The organism is Deinococcus sp. QL22 (assembly GCF_023370075.1).
Lineage (GTDB): Bacteria > Deinococcota > Deinococci > Deinococcales > Deinococcaceae > Deinococcus.
Window position 1 is genome coordinate 2,726,708 of sequence record NZ_CP097149.1, and the last position, 25,533, is coordinate 2,752,240.

The following is a 25,533-nucleotide window of genomic DNA, read 5'->3' on the forward strand; positions in this document are numbered from 1 at the left end:
TGGTCAGTGGGCCACAGCGACCCGGTGAACCATTGGGGCCGGGGCGAGGGCGTATTCTGGCTTTCTCTCCTCTCCGTGCAGCACGCACTTCCGGCCCACCGAATCCAGATAGAAAATCGGGCTGCCGACCCCGTTATACTTTGACTCAGTTCAATATTCCTTTCTCGCTCCCTCGTCCTGCCCGGAGGCCCTGCCTGTGCTGCCCGACATCCACAAAATCCTGTTCTTCATCTTCGCCCTGCTCGCCGGAAGCTACGGCGTCTGGGGCTTTTACCGCCTCTACCTGCGCGTTCGCCGGGGTGCCCCGTCCAATGAAGCCCGCTTTGATCGGCTGGGCCAGCGCATCGCCTACGCCGTCCGAACCTCGCTGACGCAGGAGCGCACCTTCCGCCGCCGCACCGTCATCAGCGTGCTGCACAGCTTTATCTTCTACGGCTTCGTGTTCTATCTGCTCGTCAACGTCATAGACGGCCTGGAAGGCTACTTCCATTTCAGCATTCTGTCCAGCAACCCGCTGGGGGCCGTGTACAACCTGCTGGCCGACATTCTCAGCTTTCTGGTGCTGTTCGGCGTGGTCAGTCTGGTGGTTCGCCGCCTGTATACGCCCAGCAAACGCGACTTCCGCTTCACCGAAAAGACGTTGCTGCACCCGCTCCTCAAGCAAAACTACATCCTGCGCGATAGCCTGTTCGTCTCGGCCTTTATTTTCTTCCATGTGGGCAGCCGAATCTTGGGCAACTCCGCCAAAATGGTGGTAGAAGCCCGCGAGTATGGCCGCTTTGACGGCTTTCAACCCGTGTCTTCTGCACTGGGGCGTGTGCTATTTGGCGGCGCTTCAGACGCGGCACTGGAAGGCTGGCGCATTTTCGGCTACTGGGGCGCACTCGGTAGCGTGCTGGCCTTCCTCGCCTACTTTCCGTACACCAAGCACATCCATATTTTTATGGCCCCCCTAAACTATGCCCTCAAGCGTGAGGCGAAAAGTGGCGTGCTGCCCCCCATGAAGGGTCTGGAAGCCGCGATGGAAGCCGACGAACCCCGTCTGGGCGCAGAGAAACTGGAAGACTTGGAATGGCCGCGCCTGCTGGATGCCTACGCCTGTATTCAGTGCAACCGCTGTCAGGATGTGTGCCCCGCCAACGCCACGGGCAAGGCGTTGAGTCCCGCCGCGCTGGAAATCAACAAGCGCATGGAACTGAATGTGTTGACGGGTGGGCCACGTGTGCAGAGTCAAAGTGGTCAGAGTCAAAGCAGTGTGCTGGCAGGCGGGCCGACGACTTTAGGCCTCGCCGCGCAGGGCTTGGCGGCTCCGGCGGGCGCACCTCACCCCAGCCCGTTTACGCTGCGGCCCACGTCCTTCGAGTCGGGCGCAAGCACCGCTCACCCGCTGCTGGAATTCACCATCAACGAGGAAAGCGTGTGGGCCTGCACTACCTGCGGCGCGTGCATGCAGGTGTGCCCCGTGCAAGACGAGCAAATGCTGGACATTATCGATATTCGCCGTCATCAGGTCATGGTGGCCGGAGAATTCCCGCCGCAGTTGCAGACCGCCTTCCGGGGCATGGAGCGCACCAGCAACCCCTGGGGCATTTCCCGCGACAAGCGCATGGAATGGGCCGAGGGGCTGAAGGTTCCAACAATTGACGAAAACCCCGAACCAGACGTGATCTACTGGGTTGGCTGTGCGGCCAGCTACGATCCCGGTGCCCAAAAAGTGGCCCGCAGTTTTGTTCAACTGCTGGACAAAGCAGGCATCAATTACGCCGTATTGGGCAAAAAGGAAGCCTGCACCGGAGACAGCGCCCGCCGCGCCGGAAACGAATTTTTGTATCAGACACTGGCGCAGGAGAACGTGGAAACCCTGAACAGCGTGCGCCCCAAGCTGATCGTCGCCACTTGCCCGCACTGCATGAACGCCATCGGCCACGAATATAAACAGTTGGGTGGCGACTACAGCACGGTTCATCACACCGAGTACCTGGAAACGTTGGTGGCCGCTGGAAAACTGCCGCTGGCGCAACTGGATCAGAACGTCACCTACCACGATCCTTGCTACCTGGGCCGCCACAACGGCGTGTACGACGCGCCCCGCAGTCTGATTTCCCAGATGGCGGGCGAGGTGCTGGAACTGGAGCGCAGCCGCGACAACTCATTTTGCTGCGGTGCTGGCGGGGCGCAGTTCTGGAAAGAAGAGGAAGAAGGCCGCGAGCGCATCAGCGACAACCGCTTCCGCGAGATTCAGGCCCGCTTGGACGGAGCCAAGGACAATGTGCAGGCGGGCAAAGTACTGGCGGTGGGCTGCCCCTTCTGCAAATCCATGATGAATTCCACGCCCGAAAAGCAGAAGCGGGACGACATCGTGGTGAAAGACGTGGCGGAATTGATGTTTGAGAGCGTGCAGAAGGCAGGCGGATTTGCACCAACAGCCGCGCCTGCCGTGTCCGAACCCGTGCCCGTACCCAATGCCGAATTGCCTATGGAACGCACGGGTGAGATGCCTGCGGCGGACGCTCCCGCTGCTGTGGTGGGCGAAACGGCTGCCGATGTCGCCAACGCGCAACCCGGTAGTCCCACCGCCAATGCTGGAACCCAGCCCGAAGCGCAGGCGGCGCACCCGGAAGCAGTACGGCCAGAAGCAGTACCGTCAGAATCAGTACAGCCAGAGCAGTCGCAAGCCCAACCCAGCGCCCGCAAAGCGTGGAAGCCTAAGAGTGGGCAAGACGCCGCTACACCTGCAGACGACGTGAACCCGGCCCCAGTCGTGGCAGAAGCGCTCAGCCCCAGCGAACCCGCACCAGCTGCCCCGACCCGCAAAGCCTGGAAGCCGAAAGGTGGGGATGCCAAGTCCAGCGATGATGTCAGTCCCGCGCCTGTTGCAGAAGCAGTCCAGACACAGGCCGCCGCACCCATTCAAGTTGCCACCGAACCCACTCCCGCCCGCAAAGCGTGGAAGCCCAAAGCTGCCGCCCCAGCATCCGACAGTCAAGGTGTTGAAAGTGTGGCAGAAGTGGTGACGCCCCTTGAAGTCGCCCCGGTAGAGACGGCAGAGGCCAGCCCCACAGGTGAGCGCAAGAAGTGGACGCCGAAGGGCGCGGCCCCGGCTGTGGCTCCTGCCGAAGCCGCTCCCGTGCCCGCTCAGACTGAATCCGTGCAGCCTCTCCAGGCCGAATCCAGCCCCGTCCTAAGCACCGAAACCGCCACGCCGGAGCGGAAGAAGTGGACGCCTAAAGCTGCCGCCGCACCTATCGCCCCCAATGTCGAGGCTGTAGCGCAAGCTCAATCGAAACCTGTTCAGGCGGAAGCCGCCGCCTCAGCTCCCGCGCCCGCCGAAGCTGTAGAACACCTTGCCCCTATTACCGAACACATCAAACTGGAGCAAGTGGGCGAAAATGCGCTGGAAGAAGGCGCACAGGCCACCAGCGCCCCCGCTGAAGCGGGCCAATCTGCCCCGGAAACGGGCGCACGCAAAAAGTGGGTTCCCAAGAAAAAGGAGTAAGCACATCGCGCTGAACTGAATCAACCGCTTTGCGGCGGGGGCTGATCTGAACATCACCCTCGCCGCGCCCTATTTAATGTTGAGTCACGCTACTATCATGCTATGACCATTGCCATCGTCACCGACTCGACGAGCGACCTGAACCCGCAACTGTGCGAGAAGTACGGCCTGACCAGCGTGCCCCTGTACGTGCTGTTCGACGGCAAAATGCACCGCGACGGCATCGATCTGAAACCCGCCGACTTGTTTGCGGGCCTGAAGGCAGGCAAGAAAACGCCCAGCACGTCGCAGCCCAGCCCCGCCGAATTTGGCGAGGTGTACCGCAAGGCGTTGGAGAGCGCCGACGAGGTGCTGAGCGTGCATATCAGCGGGCAACTGTCGGGCACGGTAGGCAGCGCACGGCTGGCCGCGCAGGAATTTGGCAACAGAGTTACGGTGCTGGACAGCAAATCGGTGAGCATGGGCCTTGGCATGCGGGCCATCCGCGCCTCAGAACTCGCCAAAGCGGGCAAAAGCGTGCCAGAGATCGTGGCGGAGTTAGAGCGCGTGGGCACCAAAGCCGACATCCGATTCACAGTGGATACGCTGGATTTTCTGCGGATTAATGGGCGTATCGGCGGTGCACAGGCACTCCTCGGCGGCCTGCTGAACATCAAGCCGATTTTGGTGGTCAAGGACGGCAAGGTGGAATCGGGCGGTCGGGTGCGCGGCCACAAAAAGGCCATGCAGGACATCATGGACTATGTTCGCAAGTACGTCGCGCAGCACGGCGGGGCGCGGGTCTCGTTCCTGTGTACGGTGGGCGGCGAGGACTACATCCGTGAGGTTCGTACAGGCCTCAGCGACCTGAAATTTGACGATCTGGGCGACCATACCATCGGCGCAGTGGTCGGCACGCACGCTGGCCCCGGCACGATGGGCGCGACGCTGGAACCGCTGACCGCCTGAATGTGAGTCGGCACCAACGACGCGGCTTGTTCCGCTTGGGCTTGCTACTGCTGGCGGGTGTACTGGGAGCTTGCCGCAACACACCCAGTGCAGAAATGAATATCAGCCTGAAGCGGGTGGTCATTGCCCCGGAAGGCCGGGTGGAACTGGGGGTGTTGCGTTTGCCGGGCGGTTGCCTGGATGCCGCGCCCGCCGTTGCCAAGGCTCCCGCGCCGCCCCTGCATCTCAGTGGGCGCCTTGGTCTGTGGGTGGCCGAAGTCGATCCGGTGACACTCGCGCCGATCCGGGCCGTCGCCACCAATCCAGACAGCGTATTTCCCCTCGCCAGCACCTACAAACAGGCGGTGTTGTGGGCCGTCCTGAGGCAGTTTGACGCGGGAACCATACAGCCCAACGAGCGCTTTAATGTGACCCGCGACAACCAGAGCCTCGGCAATTACCCCTTTGACGGCACATCCATCAAAGACCTGTCGGTACGCATGATTCAAAAGAGCGACAACACCGCCACCGACATCCTGCACCGCCGGGTCGGGCTACAGAGTGTTCAGGCGGTGGCCGACGACTTGGGCCTGTGCCATACCCGCCTGATCTTGCCCACCCGCGACTGGTGGGTGGCGCAGGCGGGCCTGTCGGCAACGTTTAACGGCACCACACGCTGGGCCGCCGCGCAGGGCGCTGACCGGATCAAGCTGGCTGCCCAGATCGACACCGACGCCCGCAAGTACCGCGCCGATTATCTTCAGCGCAAGCTCAACGATTACTTTGAAACCCGCTATGACCGCAGCGACGATTTGCGGGTTCATAACCTCAGTACGCCCTATGAGTGGGGCACTTTGCTGGCGTCCGAGTTCCTGAAGCCTGGCCTCTCGCCCCGCGCCCAGAAGTGGCAGCGTGAGGTGATGGCGACAGGCTTTGGCCGCTCTGCCCTGAAGGCGCAGCACCGGGGCAACGTGGCATGGTTTGGCGGCAAAGGCGGCAATGGCTGGGGCATCCTGACCTACAGCGGTTACGTGCAGACCAAAGATGGGCGGCATCTGGTGTACGCCTTTATGCAGCACGGGGCCGACCAGAGCTACACCCTGCCCAACACGCGCCGCGCCTTCGCGTGGATCAATGCCGGAATAGATGTGGTGCTGGGGAAAAAGGAGCAATAGGCTTAGAACAGGATGAGCGGAGCGGTTGCCGTTCTTGAACCCTCAGACCCTCGACCCTTAGACTTCCGCCCCTCAGACCGCCCTCGCCCCGTCAGCCCGCGCCAACTCTGCTGCAATGGCCGCGTCCAGCTGTGGGCGTACTGCCGCGTAAGGTTCGGCCACCGTCGCGCCCGCTGCGGGCACATGGCCGCCGCCGCCCAACGCTACAGCAATATTTTGGGCACTCACCTTGCCACGCGAACGCAGCGACAACTTCACACGTTCTCCAAAATCCTTGACCATCACGGCCAACTCAGCCCCTTCCGAGGCGCGGAGCATGCCAACGTAAGATTCCACATCTTCCCAACTGCCTCCGGCCCGCTCCAGCATGGCGTCGTCTACGCGGGCCAGCACCACGCGCCCGCCGTGCAGGAACTCCATCGTGGTCAGCACTTCGCGCAGCAACAGGTAGTAGGTGCGCGGATTCTGAGCCATAGAATCGTTTAGCCAACCCAAGCGTGCGCCGTGGGTCAGGAGGCGAGCGGCGCACTCGAAGGTTGCGGGCGTGACGCTGCTGAAGCGGAACGAGCCGGTGTCGGTATTCAGGCCCAGCATCAGCGGCGTGGCAATCGCCTCAGTCCAGGTCACGCCTAGCGCGTCTACCACGTCGGCCACCATCAGGGCGGCGGCGGGCCGGGCCGGGTCGACCAACAGGGCGGTTGCCTGCCTGCGGTTGGTGCCGTGATGGTCGATATTGATGACTGGCCCCTCGAATACAGCCAAGTCAGCCCCGGCCACCCGCGCAGGATCGTTGTTGTCTACGTCCAGCACCACCGCCAGCGCGTCTGCGGGCCAACTTTCCAGCGGGGCGCTCAGTTCGCCGGGTTCGGGCAAGAACGACAGGTAGCGCGGCACGTCCATGGGCGCGGTCACCTGCTTGCCGAGGCTTCTCAGCGCACGCGCCAGTCCCAGCACGCTGCCAAGGGCGTCTCCATCCGGGCCTTCGTGGGCCAACACGACTATTGGACCGCTGTGGGCGCGGAGGAGGAGCACGATGGCTGCCACACCTTCGGCATAGGCGGTTTCTGAATTCATCGGACTGGTCATCAGAAAAGTATACGGGTGTGGGGTGAGAGGGCGCACTCTGGGGGTGGCCCGCTCGGATGCTGGGTCGTACACGCTATCCTGATCGGTGTGCCCGCCCGCCTCAATTTGGCCGCGTTAACTGCTGAGGAACTTCAGGTTCTTTACGGCGTCAATGCGGCTCAATCGGTGCTGCCGGATGTGAGCCGGGCGCGACTGGAAGGCCGGACGTTGCCGGGGCCAGACATTCAGATGACGCTGACGTTTGCGCCTCTGCCGGAGCGCGGTTGGGGAGCCTCGCCGGAGCAGACGCGGGCGCTGGCTGCCGAAGACGCCGCCCTGCGCGGGCTGGGGGCACAGGAACTCGGCGTACATTACGCGCCGCTGATCAGTGGAGCGCGCCACCAGCGGGCGTACCTGCTGGAACCCGATACGGCCCTGGCCCTGCGCTGGAGTGAAACGCCCGACACCACCCACAGCCCGCACGGGCAGACACCGCCGCCATTTGTGCAGGCCGTGACTTGGCTTAAAGACCGGGCCAGCGGCGTCGCCTGTGTGCTCACGACTGCTGCCGCCGAGCCGCCCACGCCGACCCTCAGCGAACAAATAGACCTACACCGCCACCCTGACCTGACCGCCGCCGCCCTGCTGGACATCCACCGGGCGCATGTGCTGAGGCATGGGCGCGGCCAAAAACTGACCCCCACCGAACATGCCGCCGAGGGCTGGGTGCGGGCGTGGCAGGCGGTGTACGCCCTGAATGTCGCGGCGTGGACACGCCGGGGACTGCTGCTGGACATTGCCTCAGATGAACGCGAACGGATCTGAGCCTCCCCTCGACTTGCCCCCTATCTGAACAGCCCGCCGCCCCCACCGCCCCGGCTGCGGCATAGTGCGGCCCATGACCGATCCTGCCCCCACCCCCGCCCGCCACGTCGCCTTCGATTGGGGCGGCGTGTTCACTATCGGCACCTTCGATGGCCGCTCGACGCAGAATGTGGCCGACCGCAGCGGCGTCAAAGTCGAACGGGTGCGCGAGAGCTACTTCCGGCATGTGCGGCAGCTGGAAGTCGGCGCGTGGACACTGCCCCAATTCTGGACGGTGATGCAGCAAGAAACGGGCGTGCAGATGCCCTACGCTGAGTTCGAGACGCTGTATCTGAGCAGCATTCTGGACAATCTGCCGATGTACACCAGCCTCGCGGCCCTGCCTGCGGGCGTCCGCGTGGGCCTGCTCAGTAACAACTACCCTGTCGTCAGCGACCACCTGCGCCGCGACCCCCGTTTTGCCCGCTTCGATACCCTCGTGTTCAGCAATGAGCTGGGCCAGAAAAAGCCGCACGCCGATTCCTTTGCGGCACTGGAACAGGCCATGCAACACCCCGCCGGGGCTGTGGCTTTTGTAGACGACGTGCAGGAAAACATTGACGCGGCCAACGTTTTTGGTTTTCACGGCATCCTGTATCACCATGAGCGGCACGCCGAGTTTGAGGCAGAGTTGACTGCGTGGTTGAATGGCGAAAACTGAAGCTTGTCCTTCCAGATCCAAATTTATTGCCGCCCATCGGGGCGGTTTTTTTGCCTCTGATACGGAATTATAGAGAATCTCGAACACGTGCTATTGCTCTTGACCTGCCATAGATACTAGACCCTCAGACTCGCCCCACTGGTGTACACACCGCAGTGGTGTACCCGCACACGCCTCAAGTACACCACCCCTCAGCCCAGTGTGCCCGCCGCACAATGCACTTATTCAAGACCGGGCCAACGCGCCCCAGCACCACCTCAGTTCTTACCTCTCCGGCAACGTAGAGGCAACCTTTTCACACCCTAGATTTCATTCCCTCAAGGAGCCGCCATGACCCACGACGCACACAGCCCCCGCACCCACGCCGAAATTTTGGACAAGACCTGGAAAACCGAAGGCCGCTGGCAAGGCATCAAGCGCAATTACAGCGCCGACGATGTGGTCAAATTGCGTGGCAGTCTGCCCATCGAGTACACCCTCGCCAAGCACGGGGCGCAAAAGCTGTGGCGCTTGATGGCCGAGGAACCCTTCGTGAACGCACTCGGTGCACTGACCGGAAATCAGGCGATGCAGCAGGTGAAAGCGGGCCTGAAAGCCATCTACCTGAGCGGCTGGCAGGTAGCCGGAGACGCCAACAATGCGGGTCAGATGTACCCCGACCAGAGCCTGTACCCCGCCTCCAGCGTGCCCGACGTGGTCAAGCGCATCAACAACACCCTTCGCCGCGCCGACCAGATTCAGCACAGTGAGGGCAAGGACGACATCGACTACTTCGCGCCCATCGTGGCCGATGCCGAGGCTGGATTTGGCGGTCCCCTGAACGCCTTTGAGCTGATGAAGGCCATGATCGAAGCAGGCGCTGCGGGCGTGCATTTTGAAGACCAACTGGCGAGCGAGAAGAAATGCGGACATTTGGGCGGCAAAGTTCTGGTGCCCACCAGCCAGTTCATTCGCACCCTGAACGCGGCCCGCCTCGCCGCCGACGTGTCCGGCGTGCCCACCGTCCTGATCGCCCGTACCGACGCCGACGCCGCCAACCTGCTGACCAGCGATATCGACGACAACGATAAACATTTCCTGACCGGCGAGCGCACCCCTGAAGGCTTCTTTCACGTCAAACCCGGTATTGAGCAGGCCATCAGCCGCGCCCTGGCCTACGCCCCCTACGCCGACGTGATCTGGTGCGAAACCAGCGTGCCCAACCTGGAGGACGCCCGCAAGTTTGCTGAGGCTATTCACGCGCAGTTTCCCGGCAAATTGCTGGCCTACAACTGCTCGCCCAGCTTCAACTGGAAGAAGAATCTGGACGACGAAACCATCGCCAAGTACCAGGTGGAATTGGGCAAGATGGGCTACAAGTTCCAGTTCATCACGCTGGCGGGCTTCCATAGCCTCAACATGAGCATGTTCGATCTGGCCTACGGCTACGCCCGCAACCAGATGAGCGCTTTCGTGGAATTGCAGGAGCGCGAGTTTGCGGCGCAGGCACGTGGATTTACCGCCGTCAAGCATCAGCGCGAAGTCGGCACGGGTTACTTTGACCTCGTGGCAACGGCGGCAGGCGGCGGCCACAGCAGCACCACCGCCCTGGCAGGCAGCACCGAAGCCGAGCAATTCGGCAAGTCGCACAAGGAGCTGGTCGCCGCGCACGATTGAGCAGCAACAGGAATAGGGGAGTGGGGGAGCCTTAAACGGGCTTCTCCACTCTCTTTCGTCGGATGCCCGCTGACATTTGGCGGGCTACCTTGCAGCATGTTCGCGCTCTTGTTGACTGCTCTTGTCGCTGCCCCACCTACTTCTCCACAGGTCACGATCACGTTTCCCAGTTCACCACCGCAAATTATCAGGGGGCCAGCCAATACCCCGGGGAGGGCCGAGTATCCTTGGACGCTCAGGCAAACTCTGTATGCACCCACCAAAAAGGCCGCCGTGCGCTTTTGCTGGGATATCGGGAAATATGGAGAGGTTGCGAAACCAGTGTGGCGCGTCCGGGTCAGCCTGTGCTGAAGCTGGCAAAAGGCGATGTGAGCCAACTGCTCTGGACTGCCGACGGGAAATATCTGATTGGAACTGGGGCCAACACACTTCGGCTGTGGAATCTGGTGGGCGGCGTCAGAACAGCAGTTCCCACGCCCGGACTGGGTGGTGCAATCGGTGGTAGGACGCATTTGGCTTTCGCTTGGCAAGCAGAGTCAGGCCGAACTGTGTGTGGCCGCCACCGATTTCTGGGGCAACGGAAAAACAGGCGCTCGCCGCGACACCATGACAACCACCCGTTACGCCCTCCCCACGCTGAGGCCTCTCACCACTACCAATCATCTCCGAGAACAGGGACAAGCGAAAGAGGCGGAATGCCGCCCCTTCTCGACTTCCGAGTTTAAATAGTCGTCTACTCCGTTCCCACTCCATGCCCGTCGTCCCGCTGCTCCAGCCGGAAGCCGTTGGGCAAAAAGTCGCGCACGAGGCCGCTGACGATGTCGCCATGCGGGTTAACGCATACGATTCGGGCGTCGGGGCTGAATTCGTACAGCACCTGACGGCAGGCTCCGCATGGGCTGGCAGGCGGCGTGGCTTCCGAGTACACCACGATGTCGGTAAAGTCGCGCCCGCCTGCCGTTGCCATTGCCTGAATCGAGCTTTGTTCGGCGCAGCGGCCCAGGCCATAGCTGGCGTTTTCTACGTTTGCGCCCCGGAACACCTGTCCGTCTGCGGTTCTCAGGGCCGCGCCGACCCGGAATTTGCTGTACGGCGCGTAGGCCTTGGCAAAAGCGGCCTGAGCGCCTGCCAAGAGTTCAGCGTCGGGCGTAATGCCCAGGCGGTCACTGGACAGGTCTGGGGTTCGGGCCGTCGAAATTACGTCACTCACGCACACTCTCCTCAAGAGCTTCGGGCAGGGTTTCCTCAGTGGCCCGCTCTACACGCACCCGCACCACACGGCGTTGGTCGGCTTCTTCTACCGTAAAGGCCCAGCCCTCATGCACGAAGCTCTGGCCCACTTCCGGAATATCGCCAAAATGATTGGTCACAAAGCCCGATAAGGTGTCGTACTCGCCCTCGCCGTCCTCCAGGTTGCTGCCCAGGCGTTCCTCGGCCTCGCCCACGGTCAGGCTGGCGTCCATCAGGTACACGCCGTCCGCGATGACTTCCACCATCGGCAGCTCGTCTTCGTCAGTTTCGTCGTAAATTTCGCCCACGATTTCTTCCAGCGCGTCTTCCAGCGTGACCAGGCCCGATGTGCCCCCAAACTCGTTCACCACGATGCTCAGGTGGCTCTTCTTGTCGCGCATCTTCGCCAACAAGTCCTTGATTTTCATGCCTTCGGGCACAAAGTACACGGGGCGCATCACGTCGGCGATCACAGTGTCGTCCAGCGCGTCCAGGTGGCGCAGCATATCGCTGGTGTGCACGATGCCCACAATGTTGTCGGCCATATCATGAAAAACCGGAACCCGCGAGTAGCCGTGTTCGGTGTTCAGTTCCAGCAGCCTCCGCAGGGGCGAGGAACCGTCTACGGCCACCATGTCGTTGCGCGGCGTCATAATTTCGCGCACGGTGGTGTCCGAGAGGTCGAACACGTTGTACACGAGTTCCTTCTCGTCTTCTTCCAGCACACCTTCCTGACTGGATGCACTCACGATCATGCGAATTTCTTCTTCGCTGTGGGCGCTGTGGTGCCCGGTCACGCCGCGCAGGCCAAACAGCCGCACCACGCCGTTGCCGAGGGCGTTCAGGCCGCGAATGGCCCACTTGAACACGAAGGTGAAGGCCAGCAGGGGCCGCGTGACCATCAGGGCTACCTGCTCGCTGCGTTGCAAGGCCCATGTTTTGGGGGCCAACTCGCCAAAGACGATGTGCAGCACGGTGCTGACCGCAAACGCCAAGCTAAACGAAATGGCCGTGATCTGCCCTTCGGACAGCGAGCGGCCTTCCAGCAGAGGGCTGATCAGGTGTTCTATGGCGGGTTCGGCCACAAACCCGATGCTCAGCGACGCCATCGTGATGCCGAGCTGCGTGGCGGCGATATACAGGTCGAGGCTTTTCAGGGCTTTCTGCGTGGCGCGGGCCACCGTGTTGCCTTCCTCTGCCAGCTGATCGATGCGGGTGCGGCGAACGGCCACCAGCGAAAACTCTGCGGCCACGAAAAAGCCGTTGATCAGCACGAGTACGAATAGGGCCAACAGGCCAAGGATGTCATTCATGAATGGGCGCGCTCCATGCCGCGCCCCGGCGTTCCGCAAGGCACATGCTGCCCGCTGCGTTGGCGGGGCCGGGTGGCTTGCCAGAATGCAGCGTCGGACGCCGGAAGGGGTCTTCGGGTGACTGTCGGGTCACGGGGTCAAACTGAGAACTGCTCGGCCAGAGTAAAAAACCCGCCCTGAGGCGGAGTTCACCGGGCGTAGATTCAGAGCCAGAACTCGGAGGCTCCATAGCAACCAGCACTATAGCACGCGCCTGAGCCAGCCAGAACGCTCAAATTGATGACATCTTAAGGTGCAGCTTGAGGGCAATCTGGGCAAAACTACCCGGCCAGCAGCGCTTTCTTCTGCGCTAGAGCAGGAATTACAGTAGCCGCCCCAGCGCTGGCCCCAGCACCACCACCCCTACCAGCGCGGCCCCGATACTGGCCACCAACACGGCGGCGGCGGCGGCATCTTTGGCTACTTTTGCCAGCGGGTGAACTTGGGGGCTAACCAGATCGACCACCGCTTCCAGCGCCGTATTGATCAGTTCCAGCGACAGTACCAGCGCACAGCACAGCAGGATGGGTGCCAGTGGCACACGCAAAGCCAGCGCGAGAGCCAAAGCTACAGCCGCTGCCCAGACCTCGATCCTGAAATTGGCTTGCGAGCGGTATACCTGCCGAATTCCGGCCCAAGCAAAGCCCGCCGAACGCCACCAGCGGCGCAGATTCAGGGCCGAGCCGTCTGAGCGCACGCCTCGCCTAGATTCCGTCGGGAAGGGCTGTGCGGGCCGCGTTCCAGGCGTCATGGAAGACCTTCCACTCTGGCCCCGCCGCGCCTTCCTCGAAGCCCAATCCATCGGCATGCGGGTGGTCGTGGCCCACCAGATGCGCCATCCCGTGACTCGCCAGCAGCGCCACCTCGCGCGTCAGCGAATGCCCCCGCGCCTGCGCCTGCCGTCCGGCCGTATCCAGACTGATGATGATGTCGCCTAGAATGGGGGGAACAAACGGGTCGCCGGGTTCCCACGCGGGAAAACTCAGCACGTCGGTGGTCGCGTCCTCGCCCCAATGCTCCAGCTTCAGCGCCCGAATTGCCCGGTCACCCACCAGCACCACCGTCACTTCCCGCTCCTGCACCTCAAAATGCGCCATGACCGCTTCCAGCGAGGCCCGCAGCGCCGGACGCAACCCAGCAGGCGGCTTTTTCTGTACGATCAGGTCGATCACATGGGGAGCATAGCAAGGTTGGGGTGTGGCGAGCGTTCTCCGGGTGCGGTGGCCAGGGGTCTAGGGTCGAAGGGTCTGTGGGAAGGCAACCGCTTCTTTCGCACCCCATCAGAAACGGCGTCAGGGATGCACTCCCGACGCCGTTTCTGGATTGTTGATGGCTCTAGTTCAGAGCCAGTTGCTCAGTCGTCTGCGCCCACCGGATCGGTATCCACCTCCGGAATGCTGGCAAACTCGCCCCGGCGTGCGGCCCGCTTGTCCTGCTCGGCATTTTCAGCGATTTCGTAGGCCTTGATGATCCGGCCCACCAACGGGTGACGCACTACGTCCACGTCGGTAAATTCGTGCCATTCGATGCCTTCGATGTTGCTCAGCACGCGCTTGGCGACGGCCAACCCGCTGGAAATGTGGCGCGGCAAGTCGATCTGGGTCACGTCGCCCGTCACGACCACCTTGCTGCTGAAACCCATGCGGGTCAGGAACATCTTCATCTGCTCGCCAGTGGTGTTCTGCGCTTCGTCCAGGATGACGAAAGCATCATTGAGCGTGCGCCCACGCATAAAGGCCAGCGGAGCGATTTCAATGACGCCGCTCGTCAGGTAGGACTCGAACTTGTCCTGATCCAGCATGTCCTGAAGGGCGTCGTACAGCGGGCGTAGGTAAGGGTCGATTTTGGCCTGCAAATCTCCGGGCAAGAAGCCCAGTTTCTCTCCGGCTTCGACTGCCGGACGGGTCAGAATAATGCGTTTGACCCGTTTGTTGCGGAGCGCCTGCACCGCCATCGCCACCGCGAGGTACGTTTTGCCGGTTCCGGCGGGGCCGATGCCAAAGGCGATATCGCTTTTTTCGACCTTTTCCAGATACACCTTTTGCCCCGGCGTTTTGGGCCGGATGCCGCGTGGCAGGCTCATGCCGTTCACCTGTGTTTCGGCGGCGAGGCTGCGGCCTTCTCCACTCAGGCGGGCCGAGCGTAACAGGCTGTCGGGCGTCAGTTCGCCACCGCCGCGTATCACGTCCAGCGCGTCGTTCACCATGCGTTCGGCGGCCACCACGTCGGCCTCTTCTCCCGTAATGGTGATGGTTTCGCCGCGTGCGATCAGGCGGGCGCGGGTCAATTCGCGCATACGGCGCAGGTTCACGTCCCCCGTGCCCAGCAGCGCAAATGCCTGACGCTGGTTGGTCAGTGTAATGGTGGCCGTTGCCGGATTGCTGGTGGCTGGCGTGGTTCCGTCCTGTGCGCCCGCAGTCTGGTTCTGAGCACTCGGTAGCTGAGCACCGGGTACCTGAGCATTGCTCGACTGTGTTTCAGGCGTCTGGTCGGGCATCTGGTCTTGCTTCTGGTCTGTCAAGAGATTGGCTCCAAGCACGCCGCACAGGCGCAGTCTCTCCCCGAGTTGGCCGGGTGAGAGGAGGGGGGTGGGTTCGTCATTCGGATGCCCCATTGTCGGACGGGAAAGCAGGCAGGTGCGTGTCCCGCCGCACATTCTGCGGTGTTTCTGGGCAGAGGGTCAGCGAATGCTGAAGGCCCGTCGTCTGCTGGGGGGATTAAAGGGATCAAGCATGGATTCAGAGTAGAAGACAGGCCGCGAGCTTGCCAGGCGCAATTGGCTTAGCGGCGGCATGCGCCGGCCTAGTTCTGAGCTGTCTGACCTTGTTGTCTGATCTTTCTGGGGCGCGGGCCGCGATACACTTGGCAGCGTGAGTTTTACTGGCGTCTATCCGGACGGGGCGCAGGCCGCACTCCGCGCCTTTTTATATGCAGACCCCGCCGCGCATTCCCTGTCTCCGGCCATGCACCGCGCCGCCTTTGCCTGGGCTGGGTTGGCGGGCGAGTATAGGGCCGTGCGCGTCCCCCCCGCCGATCTGGGCGCGGCCATTGCCGAACTGAGGCAACCCGGCATCTTAGGGGCCAATCTGAGCTTGCCCCACAAGGAAGCTACCCTGCCGTTTCTGGACAAGCTGACTCCAGCGGCGCGGGCTATCGGTGCAGTCAATACCATTATTCAGCAAGAGGGCAAGCTGCTGGGGGACAACACCGACGCGCCGGGACTGCTGGCGGCTCTGGCTGATGCTGGCGTATCCAAAGACGGCGCGGCGGTGGTGTTAGGTGCAGGCGGCGCGGCGCGGGCGGCGGTGTGGGCGCTGCGCTCTCAGCTGGGTTCTCAGATCCGTCAAGTGTTCGTGATCAACCGGACCCGTGCCAAAGCCGCACGCCTCACCGCCGATCTGGGCGGCCTGGCTGCCGATCTGAACGAGGTTCAGTGGGCCGGAGTCGGGTTGCTCGTGAACGCTTCCAGTGCTGGGTTAAGTGCCCCCGACGAATCCCCGCTGCCAGATTTCGATTTTTCCCCGTTGCCTCTGTCGGCCCTGATCTACGACATGGTGTATAAGCCTGCCGAAACGCGCCTGATGCGGGAGGCCCGTGCCGCTGGACTGCGGGCCGAAAACGGGCTGGGAATGCTGGCCCACCAAGCACGGTTGGCGTTCTTGGCGTGGACTGGGGTAGATGTTCCGGTGCGGGTGTTTTTGGATGCCCTGCACGCGGCCCAGCTGCCCATTCAGGCACCCAGCCAAGAGGCCGAGCATGTCTGACCGCCCCGCACCCCTGTCGGTCAAAGACACGCCCATAGAGCAGCCGGATCAGAGTCTGTTGGCCCGCACTTCCCGCATGATTCCGTTGGCGGTGCTGCTGCTGGTACTGCTGCTGACAGTGGCAACGGCGGCCACCATTGCCCGCTTTGTGCGTGACCAGCAGCAAGCCCGCTTTGAGCGCGAGGCGACGGCCCACACGTTTGCCCTGAAGAACCGGATCGGCGATTACGAGAACCTGCTGCGGGCGACCCGCGCCTACTGGATGAGCAATCAGGACATGGTTCTGCCGTCTGTGTTTGATGATTTCGTCAGCCGGCTTGATCTGACGCGGCGCTATCCGGGCGTCACCGCCGTTGGTTTTGCCGCGTGGATACCCGCTGCCGATACTGCCGATGTGGAAGCGGGCATCCGGGCCGGGGCAGGCTCCGAATACCGCATCAACCCGCCGACATCCACTCAGGCCATGCGTGCGCCTGTTGTCACCCTTTCGCCCCTGAACAACGCTACTCAGGCCGCGTGGGGTTTTGACCTGTACAGCGATCCTGACCGGCGTGCCGCGCTGGATTTGGCCCGCCTGAACAACACGGTGCAGGCCACAGGCCGCGTGAATTTGCAGCGTACGCCGGGCGGCCCGCCCAATCTCGGATTCCTGCTCATTTTGCCTGTGTGGAACGGCATGCAGCCCACCGACGACGAGCAGGTTCAGGATGGCGGCGGCGGCACACGCACACTGGCGGGGTTTATTTATCTGGTGGCAAGCTCCGACGAGTTTTTGGCCCAACTGGACGAAGGCGGCATTCCCACCGGCCTCAGCATCAATACCAAATTGGCTGGGCAACGGCTGGAAGGACTTCCGCTGCCTGATACATTGTCATTCCGCTCCGATACAAAGCTGACCCTGGCGGGGCAACCCTGGACGCTCAATTACGGCGCGTCCACAGGATTTGGGCGGGATTTGGCAGCCAATTTGCCCCTACTGACGCTGTTGGCTGGCCTGTTGGTGGCCGGGCTGGCCTTCCGGCTGACCCATGTGCAGGTGCAGTCCCGCGAGAGTACCGAGCGAATCAATCGCCGCCTGACACTGGTGCAGGCCCGCCAGGCGCGTGACCGGGCCGAGTTCGAGGCGATTTTTCAGGCGATGCAGGACGCTGCTGCCTTTACCGACGACACCGGGCGCGTCAGGCTGGTCAACCGCGCCCTGACCGAGCAATTTGGTCTGGACAGCGCGGCTCTGATCGGAGAACCGCTGGCCCGCTTGCACGTAGACCGCCGTCTGGAGGGCCGTACCACCTTTCAGGCCATCACCACGCCCTATCAGCGGGCCGATGGCAGCGTGTTTTCGGGCGAGGCCCAGCGCAGCGAGGTGGTTGATGGGCGGGGCGAGCAGTTGGGTCTGCTGGAAGTGATCCGCGACGTGACCGACCGGGTGCAGGCCGAACGTGCGGTGCAGGCCGGAGAGCGGCGCTACCGGGGCGTGCTGGACGCTATTCCGCATATTTTGTGGGCCAGCAGTCCGGCAGGCAACGTGACCTACGTGAACGCGCAACACCACGAGCGCCTCAGCGAAGGCAGCGTGCGGGAAGCCGTGCTGCCTGCCGACCTGCTGACCTACGACAACATGTGGCACAGTGCCTACGAGATCAGTGACCGCGCCCAATCCGAAGTGCGGGTGCGGGTGGGCGAATCTTACCGCTGGTTCGTGGTGCGGGTGGCCCCGATTCTGGATGAACGGGGCAGCGTGGCCGAGTGGGTGGCGAGTGCCACCGATATTCATGACCGCCTGGAGGCCGAGCGACTGGCGCAGCGCAGCGAGGAACGCTACCGGGGCGTGCTGGAGGGTATGCCGCAGATCGTGTGGCTCACCGATCCGGCGGGCCTGCCTACCTATTTCAACCGACGCTGGGATGAATATGTGGGCGAAGAACGCGCCAACACGGGCCTGCTGAACCTGCTGCACCCCGATGACCGGGGCGAATACCAGCAGCGTTGGGCGGCGGCGGTGCAGGCTACCCGACCCTTTGAGGCCGAACACCGCCTGCTGGGGGCCGATGGCTGGTACCGAACCTTCGTGACCCGTGGCCTGCCTGTCCACGACGCGCAGGGCCAAGTCATCGAGTGGGTAGGCACCAGCACCGACGTAGACGACAGCGTGTACGCCGAAACGGCCTCGCGCCTGATTGCCGACGTGTCCGAGCAACTGAGCGCCCGCGCCGAAGACCCGCTGGCCGCCCGCGCCGGGCATTACCATGCTGCGCTGGAACTGCTGACCGGAAGGCTGGCCGAAAGTGCCGCCCTCTGGAGCGCCCCGCCCGAACTGGCCGTGTTGGCGGCGTCACGCACAGGTGTAGTGTGGCAGGCGGCCCATATGCAGGCCGCAGCAACGGCGGCGGTGCGGCGCGTGGCCGAACTGGAAGAACCGCTGATTATCCCGTCTCATCCGCTGCTGCACGCCGTAAACGCGACTGGCGCACTCCTGTTTCCGCTGATGGGCCGCGACGGAACCCTACGCGGCATACTGGCCCTGACCTACCGTCAAGCTCTGACTGACCGCGATCAGGAACTCGCGCAGGAACTCGCCAAACGCTTTGCCACCGCCCTCGACAATGACGCCCTGCGCGTGCGGGCCATCAGTGCCCAGCAGGATTTGCAAGCTCTGAACCAGTCGCTTGAGGAGCGGGTGCACAGGCGCACACTGGAACTGGAGGACGCCAACCGCGAACTCGAAGCCTTCAGTTACTCGGTCAGCCACGACCTGAGAACCCCGTTGCGGCACATCGTGGGCTTTGGCGATCTGCTGAAAAAGGACGCCGGAGAAGGGTTAGGGCCAAAAAGTCAGCGCTACCTGGCCGTGATGACCGACGCTGCCAACCGCATGAGCCACCTAATCGACGACCTGCTGGAGTTTTCACGGATGGGCCGCCAGGAACTGCGGAGCGGGCCAGTGCCGCTGGGGCCACTGCTGGACACCGTGTGGAATACGCTGGAACCAGACCGTCAGGGCCGCGAGATTGCCCTTTCCGTTGGCCCGCTGCCCACCGTACCCGGCGACGCCGCGCTGCTGACTCAGGTCTTCGTGAATTTGCTGTCCAATGCCATCAAGTACACGCGCCACCAACCCGACGCCCAGATTCGGGTCAGTGCCGAGTGGCCGTTGCCATCCGACTCCATGCCCACGCTCACGCAGCCGGGCCGGGTCAATCTGCAAAAGGCGGCCCAGAATCACGCCATCATTACGGTTCAGGACAACGGTGTGGGGTTTGATGGGCGGTACGCCGACAAGTTGTTCGGGGTCTTTCAGCGCCTTCACCGTGCCGAAGAATTTGAAGGCACGGGCATAGGCCTCGCCAACGTGCGCCGCGTGGTCATGCGTCACGGCGGCAGCGTGCAGGCACAGTCCGTGCCGGGGGAGGGGGCGACCTTCCAGGTCATCTTGCCCCTCCAATCGTCGCAGACCTGATTTACACCAAGCCTGATCTGCACCAAACCTGCTTCTCCTACACTTGCTTCCCGCAGCACTGAGCGTTCCCGCTGTTTTCCACATCGTCCGCACCCTTGACCCTCTAAGCTGTATCCCCACCTATGCCCAGTCCGGAGACCGAATGACCCTGCCGATTCCCGCCCTACGTGCCATGCCCGCTCGCGGCGACATCCTGCACATCCTTCACCTCGAAGACAGCGAACTCGACCATGAACTCGTGGCGATGAATCTGGGCGACGACCTGCCGTGGACAGTGCGCCTGGAGCGTGTGGAAGACGAGGCGTCGTTTATTCACGCCCTGGAAACCGACCCGCCGCATCTGGTGCTGAGCGACTTTGCCTTGCCTGGATACGACGGCCTCAGCGCCTTCCATGCCGTTCATGCCCGCGATCCGTTGCTGCCCTTCATTATTGTTACGGGCGCGATGGGCGAGGAAATCGCCGTCGATACCCTGCGCCAAGGCGTCACCGATTACATCCTGAAACAGCGCCTGGAACGCCTGGTGCCCAGTGTGCGCCGCGCCATTGCCGAGGTCGAGGCCCGCGATTCCCGTGCCCGCGCCGAGCAGGCGGTTCATGAACTGAACCAGTCGTTGCAGGCCCGACTACTGGAGGTAGAACGCCTGCGGAACACCGCCGAACGCCAAAGCCAGCGCCTGGAAGTGCAGGCGCGGCAACTGGAAGAGGCGCTGAATCTTCAAAAAACCTTTTTGGCCGAAACCAGCCACGAACTCCGCACACCCCTGACCGCCCTCCTGGGGTATCTGCGCCGTGCCGAACGCGAGGCAGGCGGCAGCCAGGTGCTGCAAGATGCCCAGCGGGTGGCCGAAAATATGACCCGCCTCGTCAACGACCTGTTGCAACTGTCGCGGGGCGAACTGGTGCAAAACATAGAGATGCACTTTATGAATCTGGGCACCCTGCTGCGGCAAGTGGGCCGAGATTTTGGCGTGCGGGCCGAGGTGCCTGACGTTGAAATCGTGGGCGATCCGGGCCGCCTGACCCAGGTCTTCGTGAATCTGGTCAGCAACGCCGTGCGCGTGTCGGGTTCCGCCGATCTGGTCAGCCTGACCGTCGTTCCCCGCGCTGGAGAAATCGAGGTGCGTGTGGTCGACAAAGGCCCCGGCGTGCCCGACGCCATTAAGCCGCGTATTTTCGACAAGTTTTACCGGGGCAAAGAGGCGGGTTCGGCGGGGCTGGGTCTCACCATCGCGCAGCAGGTGGTCACGTCGCACGGCGGCACAATAGACGTGCTGAACACGCCCGGCGGCGGCGCTACCTTCCGCGTGCGCCTGCCCATGCCCGATGAGGATAACGGGGAAGACGACGCATATTCCTATTAAGTACAGCGCATTTAACATGTAGACTTAAGCATGGCTCGTCCTGCTCGCCGCATTGACATTTCCGAAGACGCTGATGAGCTGCTTCGGGAACTGGAGATCAGTCCACACACCCACCCGAAGGTTCGCCTGCGGGCCAGCATCCTTCGGCTGCATCGACAGGGCTGGAGCATTCCACAACTCTCCGCGCATTTTGGCCGGAACCATCAGGCCATCCACCATGATTTCACCCGTTTCGAGGAGCGCGGCATTCCCGGATTGGCCGATGAGTGTCCACCTGGACAGCCCTCGAAAGTGACGCCAGAGATGGAGCAGTTTCTTCACAAGCAACTGCGAGAACAGCGCTTCTGGAATGCTCCACTGCTGTGCGAGGCTCTCGCACAGCAGTTTGGGGTGGGAATTCGACCTCGTGCATTGGCCAATCACCTGCAACGTCTGGGATACCGCTGGAAACGCGCCCGATATTCACCCGCTCAGACGCTCGATCCTGAAATTATCGCACCACATCAGGCTTCTTTGGAGATCTTAAAAAGGGGGCACTGGACAGCAAACTCACCCTGAAATATCTCGACCAGACCGGACTTTCTCTGATGTTGTCGGTGGGGGCGACGTGGTTTAAGCGAGGTTCTGGGCAGCAGTTTGAAATCCCCACTCGGTGGGGATCCTCTGGACGAATCAACCTCATCGGCACCTACAGCCTGCACGCCTGCGAAGAAGTGCTGGAAGTTCGCGAACTGGAAGGCAGCTGCAACGGGGATCAGGTGATCGCATATCTGAATACCTTGGCCTCGGTTGGTGACCCGAACCAGCTCACGGTCGTCGTCCTGGACAACGCGCCCTTTCACAGGAGCGCGAAACTCAGGGAACAACGCGCGTCTTGGGAACAGCAGGGGCTGTTCCTTCGGTATCTTCCACCCTATGCGCCCTTTCTGAACCTCATTGAGGAGGTGTGGCGGAAGTTGAAGGGGATTCTGATGCCGCGTCGTTGTGACAACGCCGTGACTGAGCTCCGGGCCGCGCTCATGACTGGGCTCAAGATTCTTGGGGCAAAGTTTATCTAGATGTTAAATGCGGTGTACTTAAGAGCAGTTGTCAAAAGAGGTGTCTGCTGTTGACCGAACGAAGAGAGTGAATTTAACGAGTATCTGGGAGAATGGAAGCGTCAGGAGTCTTTTTCTGACGCTGTAATTCGGAGAAATGCTCTGAGGCGTGTAGGTCGTAAGCAGCGGGGCGTGCTGGCTGACTTTGCCCCACGCCGCCTAGACGCTAGCCTAGGGTCATGAAGAAGACCCTGAACGTGACTTGGCTGGGCGAGCAACGCTACCTCGGTGTCAGCGAGAGCGGCCACCAACTTCTGATCGACAACAGCCCCACCAAAATCGGCGTGTCCCCGATGGAAGCCCTGCTGGGCGCACTGGCGACCTGCACCGCCTACGACGTGGTGGAAATCATGAAAAAGCGCCGCACCCCACTGGCGAGTTACCGAATTGAGGTGGAAGGCGAGCGGGCCGACACCGACCCCAAGCGCTACACCACGATCACGGTTCGGCACATTGCCAGCGGGGAGGGTGTAACCGACGACGCGCTGAGCAAAGCCGCCCACCTGAGCCACGAAAAATACTGCTCGGTGGCGGCCAGCATCAGCAGTGAAATCCTGTTGGAGACTCGGCTGGGGTAGGCGTTGGCGTGAGGAGGGCGAAGGGCGTCAATGGGTCGAGGGACTGAGGAGAGAGGAGAAGCTCTGGCTTTTGCCCTAGGCCGTTCTTCGCCCCTTGACCTTTAGACTGTTCTGCGTTCAAACCCAACAGCCAATTCCCCCAACTACTGTCCCGCCGTTCCCTTCGCGGCGGTGGCGGCGGCCCGCTGCGCCCGAATTTTCATCACCTTATGCATGTTGTCCAGTTCGCCCATGCAGGGTTGCTGAGGCCCGGTGGCGTGATTGCGCTCATCCAGCGTCAGGCACCAGCGGGTGGCGAACATTTTGGCGGTGGCGTTCAGGGCCGGGCCGGAGCCTTCGCCGCCGTTCTGGAAAAAAGCCACGACCATAAAATTGGGATTGTCTATGGGGCCGTACCCCTCATACCAGGCGTTGGTGTAGGCGTAGCCCTTGCGGAAGCTCTGGCCGTTTTCGGCGGTTCCGGTTTTGCCTGCCGTGCGTACTGGGAACCACTGCGGCCCCAGCACATGCTGAGCCGTGCCCCAGGGGGTCGTTCCGGCAGTCGTAATGTTCATGCCTTCTTTGACCAGCCGGAAGTCGGCCTGTTTTCCCGGCACCTGTTCGGGCAGCGGGTGGGGGGAGGGCTTGCCAGCCACAGCTTTCACCAGCGTCAGCGGGCGGCGCTTGCCTTCATTCACAATCGTGCTCAGCACCGACGTGACCTGTGCGGGGGTGACCAGCAGGCTGTCCTGTCCGATGGCAAAGCTGAGAGATTGGCCGGGGTAATACACCAGGGGTTCTTCTCCGGCAGCCTTGCGCCGCAGGTTGGCCGTCCTATACGTGTCGGAAAAATTAAGCGGTGTGGGCAGATACCCGCTCTTTTCGCCCACCAGTTCCAGCCCGGTGGGTCGGCCATAGCCCAACTCTCCGGCCCGCTTGCCCAGGTAGTTGGCAAAGGTGATGGGGTCGGCGTCTATGGCGGCCTGGTAGTACCACGTATTGCACGAATAGGCGATCGCCAACCGTCCGTCTACGTTGCCGAGGCTGCCGCTGCGGTGCCAGTTGTAGCGCGGGCCGCCGTACCGGATGCTGGGCAGGCAATTGAAGGTCTTGTTGCCCCAGCGTTCTATGTAGGCCAGCGTACTGGCGGGCTTAAACACACTACCCGCGTCAAAGGTCTGCACCACGCGGTTTTGCATCACGGCGTCAAGGCTGCTCGACAGCAGGGCCGCTGTTTTGGCCGCGTTGTCGGGGCTGGGTACGCGGGAAAACCAGTTGGGATCGAAGGTGGGGCTGCTGGCCATCGCCAAGACCTCGTTGGTGCGTGGGTCTATGGCAATAATGGCGCCGCGTGTCAGCGGTTCGGGCGGCTGGGCATACTTCAGGCGGCCCGCGTTCACGTCGGCCAAACCTTCGCGCAGGGCTTGCTCGGCGGCGCGTTGCAGGCGGCTGTCCAGGGTCAGAGTCACGTCTTGCCCTTTTTGGCCTGCAGTCAGCACCCGGTCTGTTTGGGGTTTGCCGTTGGCAGTCACCTCGCGGCGGCGCAGGCCGTTTTTGCCCTGCAAGGTCTGCTGAAGACTGTATTCCAGCCCCGACACGCCTACCAGGTCGCCTATGGTGTAGCCGCCTTCTTTGACCTGTTCCTCGTTGGCTTCCAGCACGTAGCCCAGTGCATGCGCCGCAAACTTATTCTCAGGATAGACCCGTTCCACACGCTCGCGTAGTTCCAGGCTGGGAATCAGCACCGTGTATTCGTACAGCGCCGAGAGCTTGTCCTGCGGAATGTTGCGGGCCAAAACCGTCTCCGTTTCTTTGGTGCGGTCGGGTTCGCGGGGTTGGCCTCCGCTCAGCACATCGGGCTGGATGCCCGCCAGATACACGATTTTGTCCCACGCCGGAAACGCTTGTTCGGGGTCTTTGGGGTCGCGCCGTCCGGTATAGATCAGGTCTACGGCGAGGCGGTTGGTCGCCAGGAGTACCCCGTCCCGCGTGCGGATTTCGCCGCGCAGGGCTGGAATCACCTCGTCGCGCTGAAAGTTGCTGTCGGCCTGAACCGCAAACTGGCTATGCTGCGTAATCTGCAACTGGTACAGCCGGAAGCCCAGCCCCGCCAGCGCCAGACTGAGGCCAAACGCCACCCACTGCACGGCGGGCGCACCACTGACCTGCGCTTTGGTGCCGATGCGTCCTGCGCCGCCCCGCCCGCCCGTGCCAACTGCGGCCCCGCCCGCCTTTTTGCGAATACGGTTGCGGCGGTCAATCACGTCTCCTGCCCGCGCCCGACTCATGACAACCCGTCCTCTGGGCCGGGCCGTTCGCCCATCCCCCAGGTGACGAGGCGGTTCCAGAACGGGTAAATGAGCAGCGTACTCAGCAGTGCCAGCGGCACCGTTTGGCGCAGGGTGTCCACCGTGACCAAATCGGAGCGCAGCCAGTAGGTGAGGAACAAGAAGGCCAGCCATTGCCCAGTGGTGGCCGCCAGCACCGTAAACAGTGCCTGAAAAATGCCTGAGTCGCCCACGTAACGCCGTACCAGCAGCACCAACACCGCGCCGGCTCCTACGCCCGCCGCGTGCAGCCCCAGCGCCCCGCCGCCCAGTACGTCCTGAATAAGGCCCACACCGTAGCCTGCCACCACCGCCTGCACCGGGGGCAAGCGCCACGCCAACGCCGCACCAGTCAGCAAAAATAGGTCGGGGGCCGGAATGCGGAGGGGATCGAGCAAGCGCGACAACACGCCCTGCACGATCAGCAGCAGCAGCACGTACACCACCACGCCCACCCAGCGTCCCGGCCCACGCGGAGCCAGTCCGGTATTTCTGCCGGAACGTCTTATCATAGGTAAAAAACCTGTGTGGTACCGGGAAAG

At 62.5% G+C, this 25,533-nt stretch carries 21 protein-coding genes; 12 read left to right on the forward strand and 9 right to left on the reverse strand.

Features of this window, described 5'->3' with window-relative positions; genetic code table 11:
- Nucleotides 1-196 precede the first annotated feature (196 nt).
- The 3 genes from M1R55_RS13615 (at nt 197) to M1R55_RS13625 (ending at nt 5,598) form a co-directional block, all read left to right on the forward strand.
- The gene (locus M1R55_RS13615) at nt 197-3,496 is read left to right on the forward strand and encodes a heterodisulfide reductase-related iron-sulfur binding cluster (protein WP_249392281.1); all 3,300 of its coding nucleotides are present in this window, start codon (nt 197-199) and stop codon (nt 3,494-3,496) included.
- Nucleotides 3,497-3,598: 102 nt separating this feature from the next.
- The gene (locus M1R55_RS13620) at nt 3,599-4,444 is read left to right on the forward strand and encodes a DegV family protein (protein WP_249392282.1); all 846 of its coding nucleotides are present in this window, start codon (nt 3,599-3,601) and stop codon (nt 4,442-4,444) included.
- A gap of 95 nt (nt 4,445-4,539) precedes the next feature.
- Complete coding sequence (locus M1R55_RS13625) at nt 4,540-5,598, forward strand: serine hydrolase (protein ID WP_249392283.1); 1,059 nt, start codon at nt 4,540-4,542, stop codon at nt 5,596-5,598.
- A 72-nt stretch (nt 5,599-5,670) separates the two neighbouring features.
- Here the strand turns inward: M1R55_RS13625 and M1R55_RS13630 are convergent, their stop codons facing one another.
- On the reverse strand, nt 5,671-6,684 hold the full coding sequence (locus M1R55_RS13630; RefSeq protein ID WP_249392284.1) for a bifunctional oligoribonuclease/PAP phosphatase NrnA: 1,014 nt from the start codon (nt 6,682-6,684) through the stop codon (nt 5,671-5,673).
- Nucleotides 6,685-6,771: 87 nt separating this feature from the next.
- On the opposite strand from M1R55_RS13630, the gene M1R55_RS13635 reads away from it, so the two are divergent.
- From M1R55_RS13635 to aceA, 3 genes are all read left to right on the forward strand, one after another.
- Complete coding sequence (locus tag M1R55_RS13635; RefSeq protein ID WP_249392285.1) at nt 6,772-7,488, forward strand: hypothetical protein; 717 nt, start codon at nt 6,772-6,774, stop codon at nt 7,486-7,488.
- Between the two features lie 73 nt (nt 7,489-7,561).
- Nucleotides 7,562-8,188 (forward strand): HAD family phosphatase, encoded by a 627-nt coding sequence (locus tag M1R55_RS13640; RefSeq protein WP_249392286.1) that lies wholly within the window; start codon nt 7,562-7,564, stop codon nt 8,186-8,188.
- 330 nt (nt 8,189-8,518) lie between these two features.
- Nucleotides 8,519-9,844: an isocitrate lyase gene (aceA, locus tag M1R55_RS13645; protein ID WP_249392287.1), complete on the forward strand. Its 1,326-nt coding sequence runs from the start codon at nt 8,519-8,521 to the stop codon at nt 9,842-9,844.
- Nucleotides 9,845-10,577: 733 nt separating this feature from the next.
- On the opposite strand, the gene cdd is transcribed toward aceA, so the two are convergent.
- From cdd to M1R55_RS13675, 6 genes are all read right to left on the reverse strand, one after another.
- Nucleotides 10,578-11,054, reverse strand: coding sequence for a cytidine deaminase (gene cdd, locus M1R55_RS13650; RefSeq protein ID WP_249392288.1), 477 nt, complete (start codon nt 11,052-11,054; stop codon nt 10,578-10,580).
- Nucleotides 11,047-12,387: a hemolysin family protein gene (locus M1R55_RS13655; RefSeq protein WP_249392289.1), complete on the reverse strand. Its 1,341-nt coding sequence runs from the start codon at nt 12,385-12,387 to the stop codon at nt 11,047-11,049. Before M1R55_RS13655 ends, cdd begins: the two co-directional genes overlap by 8 nt.
- Nucleotides 12,380-12,520, reverse strand: a complete 141-nt coding sequence (locus M1R55_RS13660; protein ID WP_249392290.1) for a hypothetical protein — start codon at nt 12,518-12,520, stop codon at nt 12,380-12,382. Before M1R55_RS13660 ends, M1R55_RS13655 begins: the two co-directional genes overlap by 8 nt.
- Before the next feature lie 228 nt (nt 12,521-12,748).
- A complete protein-coding gene (locus M1R55_RS13665; protein WP_249392291.1) occupies nt 12,749-13,123 on the reverse strand; it encodes a diacylglycerol kinase in 375 nt (124 codons plus the stop codon).
- Between the two features lie 7 nt (nt 13,124-13,130).
- A complete protein-coding gene (ybeY, locus tag M1R55_RS13670) occupies nt 13,131-13,598 on the reverse strand; it encodes an rRNA maturation RNase YbeY (protein WP_249392292.1) in 468 nt (155 codons plus the stop codon).
- A 182-nt stretch (nt 13,599-13,780) separates the two neighbouring features.
- Nucleotides 13,781-14,947 (reverse strand): PhoH family protein, encoded by a 1,167-nt coding sequence (locus tag M1R55_RS13675; RefSeq protein WP_249392293.1) that lies wholly within the window; start codon nt 14,945-14,947, stop codon nt 13,781-13,783.
- A 442-nt stretch (nt 14,948-15,389) separates the two neighbouring features.
- On the opposite strand from M1R55_RS13675, the gene M1R55_RS13680 reads away from it, so the two are divergent.
- From M1R55_RS13680 to M1R55_RS13705, 6 genes are all read left to right on the forward strand, one after another.
- Nucleotides 15,390-16,190, forward strand: coding sequence for a shikimate dehydrogenase (locus tag M1R55_RS13680; protein ID WP_249394218.1), 801 nt, complete (start codon nt 15,390-15,392; stop codon nt 16,188-16,190).
- Entirely contained in the window at nt 16,183-19,647 is a 3,465-nt protein-coding gene (locus tag M1R55_RS13685; protein WP_249392294.1) for a PAS domain S-box protein, read from the forward strand. The genes M1R55_RS13680 and M1R55_RS13685 overlap by 8 nt, the downstream gene beginning before the upstream one ends.
- A gap of 142 nt (nt 19,648-19,789) precedes the next feature.
- Nucleotides 19,790-21,010, forward strand: a complete 1,221-nt coding sequence (locus M1R55_RS13690) for a hybrid sensor histidine kinase/response regulator (RefSeq protein ID WP_249392295.1) — start codon at nt 19,790-19,792, stop codon at nt 21,008-21,010.
- 30 nt (nt 21,011-21,040) lie between these two features.
- Nucleotides 21,041-21,568, forward strand: a complete 528-nt coding sequence (locus M1R55_RS13695; RefSeq protein WP_249391473.1) for a helix-turn-helix domain-containing protein — start codon at nt 21,041-21,043, stop codon at nt 21,566-21,568.
- A 29-nt stretch (nt 21,569-21,597) separates the two neighbouring features.
- Nucleotides 21,598-22,068, forward strand: coding sequence for a transposase (locus M1R55_RS13700; protein ID WP_249392296.1), 471 nt, complete (start codon nt 21,598-21,600; stop codon nt 22,066-22,068).
- Between the two features lie 218 nt (nt 22,069-22,286).
- On the forward strand, nt 22,287-22,685 hold the full coding sequence (locus tag M1R55_RS13705; RefSeq protein WP_249392297.1) for an OsmC family protein: 399 nt from the start codon (nt 22,287-22,289) through the stop codon (nt 22,683-22,685).
- A 143-nt stretch (nt 22,686-22,828) separates the two neighbouring features.
- Here the strand turns inward: M1R55_RS13705 and M1R55_RS13710 are convergent, their stop codons facing one another.
- Nucleotides 22,829-24,952 carry a penicillin-binding protein 2 gene (locus tag M1R55_RS13710; RefSeq protein WP_249392298.1) on the reverse strand — a complete coding sequence of 708 codons (2,124 nt, stop codon included), beginning with the start codon at nt 24,950-24,952 and terminating at the stop codon, nt 22,829-22,831.
- Complete coding sequence (gene mreD / locus M1R55_RS13715) at nt 24,949-25,503, reverse strand: rod shape-determining protein MreD (RefSeq protein ID WP_249392299.1); 555 nt, start codon at nt 25,501-25,503, stop codon at nt 24,949-24,951. The genes M1R55_RS13710 and mreD overlap by 4 nt, the downstream gene beginning before the upstream one ends.
- Between the last annotated feature and the right edge of the window lie 30 nt (nt 25,504-25,533).

Excerpts from the sequence above, each read along its gene's own strand:
- M1R55_RS13620 (WP_249392282.1), top strand. The coding sequence starts at position 3,599 with ATGACCATTGCCATCGTCACCGACTCGACGAGCGACCTGAACCCGCAA.
- M1R55_RS13625 (WP_249392283.1), top strand. The coding sequence starts at position 4,540 with ATGAATATCAGCCTGAAGCGGGTGGTCATTGCCCCGGAAGGCCGGGTG.
- M1R55_RS13630 (WP_249392284.1), bottom strand. The coding sequence starts at position 6,684 with ATGACCAGTCCGATGAATTCAGAAACCGCCTATGCCGAAGGTGTGGCA.
- M1R55_RS13640 (WP_249392286.1), top strand. The coding sequence starts at position 7,562 with ATGACCGATCCTGCCCCCACCCCCGCCCGCCACGTCGCCTTCGATTGG.
- aceA (WP_249392287.1), top strand. The coding sequence starts at position 8,519 with ATGACCCACGACGCACACAGCCCCCGCACCCACGCCGAAATTTTGGAC.
- M1R55_RS13655 (WP_249392289.1), bottom strand. The coding sequence starts at position 12,387 with ATGAATGACATCCTTGGCCTGTTGGCCCTATTCGTACTCGTGCTGATC.
- M1R55_RS13680 (WP_249394218.1), top strand. The coding sequence starts at position 15,390 with ATGCACCGCGCCGCCTTTGCCTGGGCTGGGTTGGCGGGCGAGTATAGG.
- M1R55_RS13685 (WP_249392294.1), top strand. The coding sequence starts at position 16,183 with ATGTCTGACCGCCCCGCACCCCTGTCGGTCAAAGACACGCCCATAGAG.
- M1R55_RS13690 (WP_249392295.1), top strand. The coding sequence starts at position 19,790 with ATGACCCTGCCGATTCCCGCCCTACGTGCCATGCCCGCTCGCGGCGAC.
- M1R55_RS13695 (WP_249391473.1), top strand. The coding sequence starts at position 21,041 with ATGGCTCGTCCTGCTCGCCGCATTGACATTTCCGAAGACGCTGATGAG.
- M1R55_RS13700 (WP_249392296.1), top strand. The coding sequence starts at position 21,598 with ATGTTGTCGGTGGGGGCGACGTGGTTTAAGCGAGGTTCTGGGCAGCAG.
- M1R55_RS13705 (WP_249392297.1), top strand. The coding sequence starts at position 22,287 with ATGAAGAAGACCCTGAACGTGACTTGGCTGGGCGAGCAACGCTACCTC.
- M1R55_RS13710 (WP_249392298.1), bottom strand. The coding sequence starts at position 24,952 with ATGAGTCGGGCGCGGGCAGGAGACGTGATTGACCGCCGCAACCGTATT.
- mreD (WP_249392299.1), bottom strand. The coding sequence starts at position 25,503 with ATGATAAGACGTTCCGGCAGAAATACCGGACTGGCTCCGCGTGGGCCG.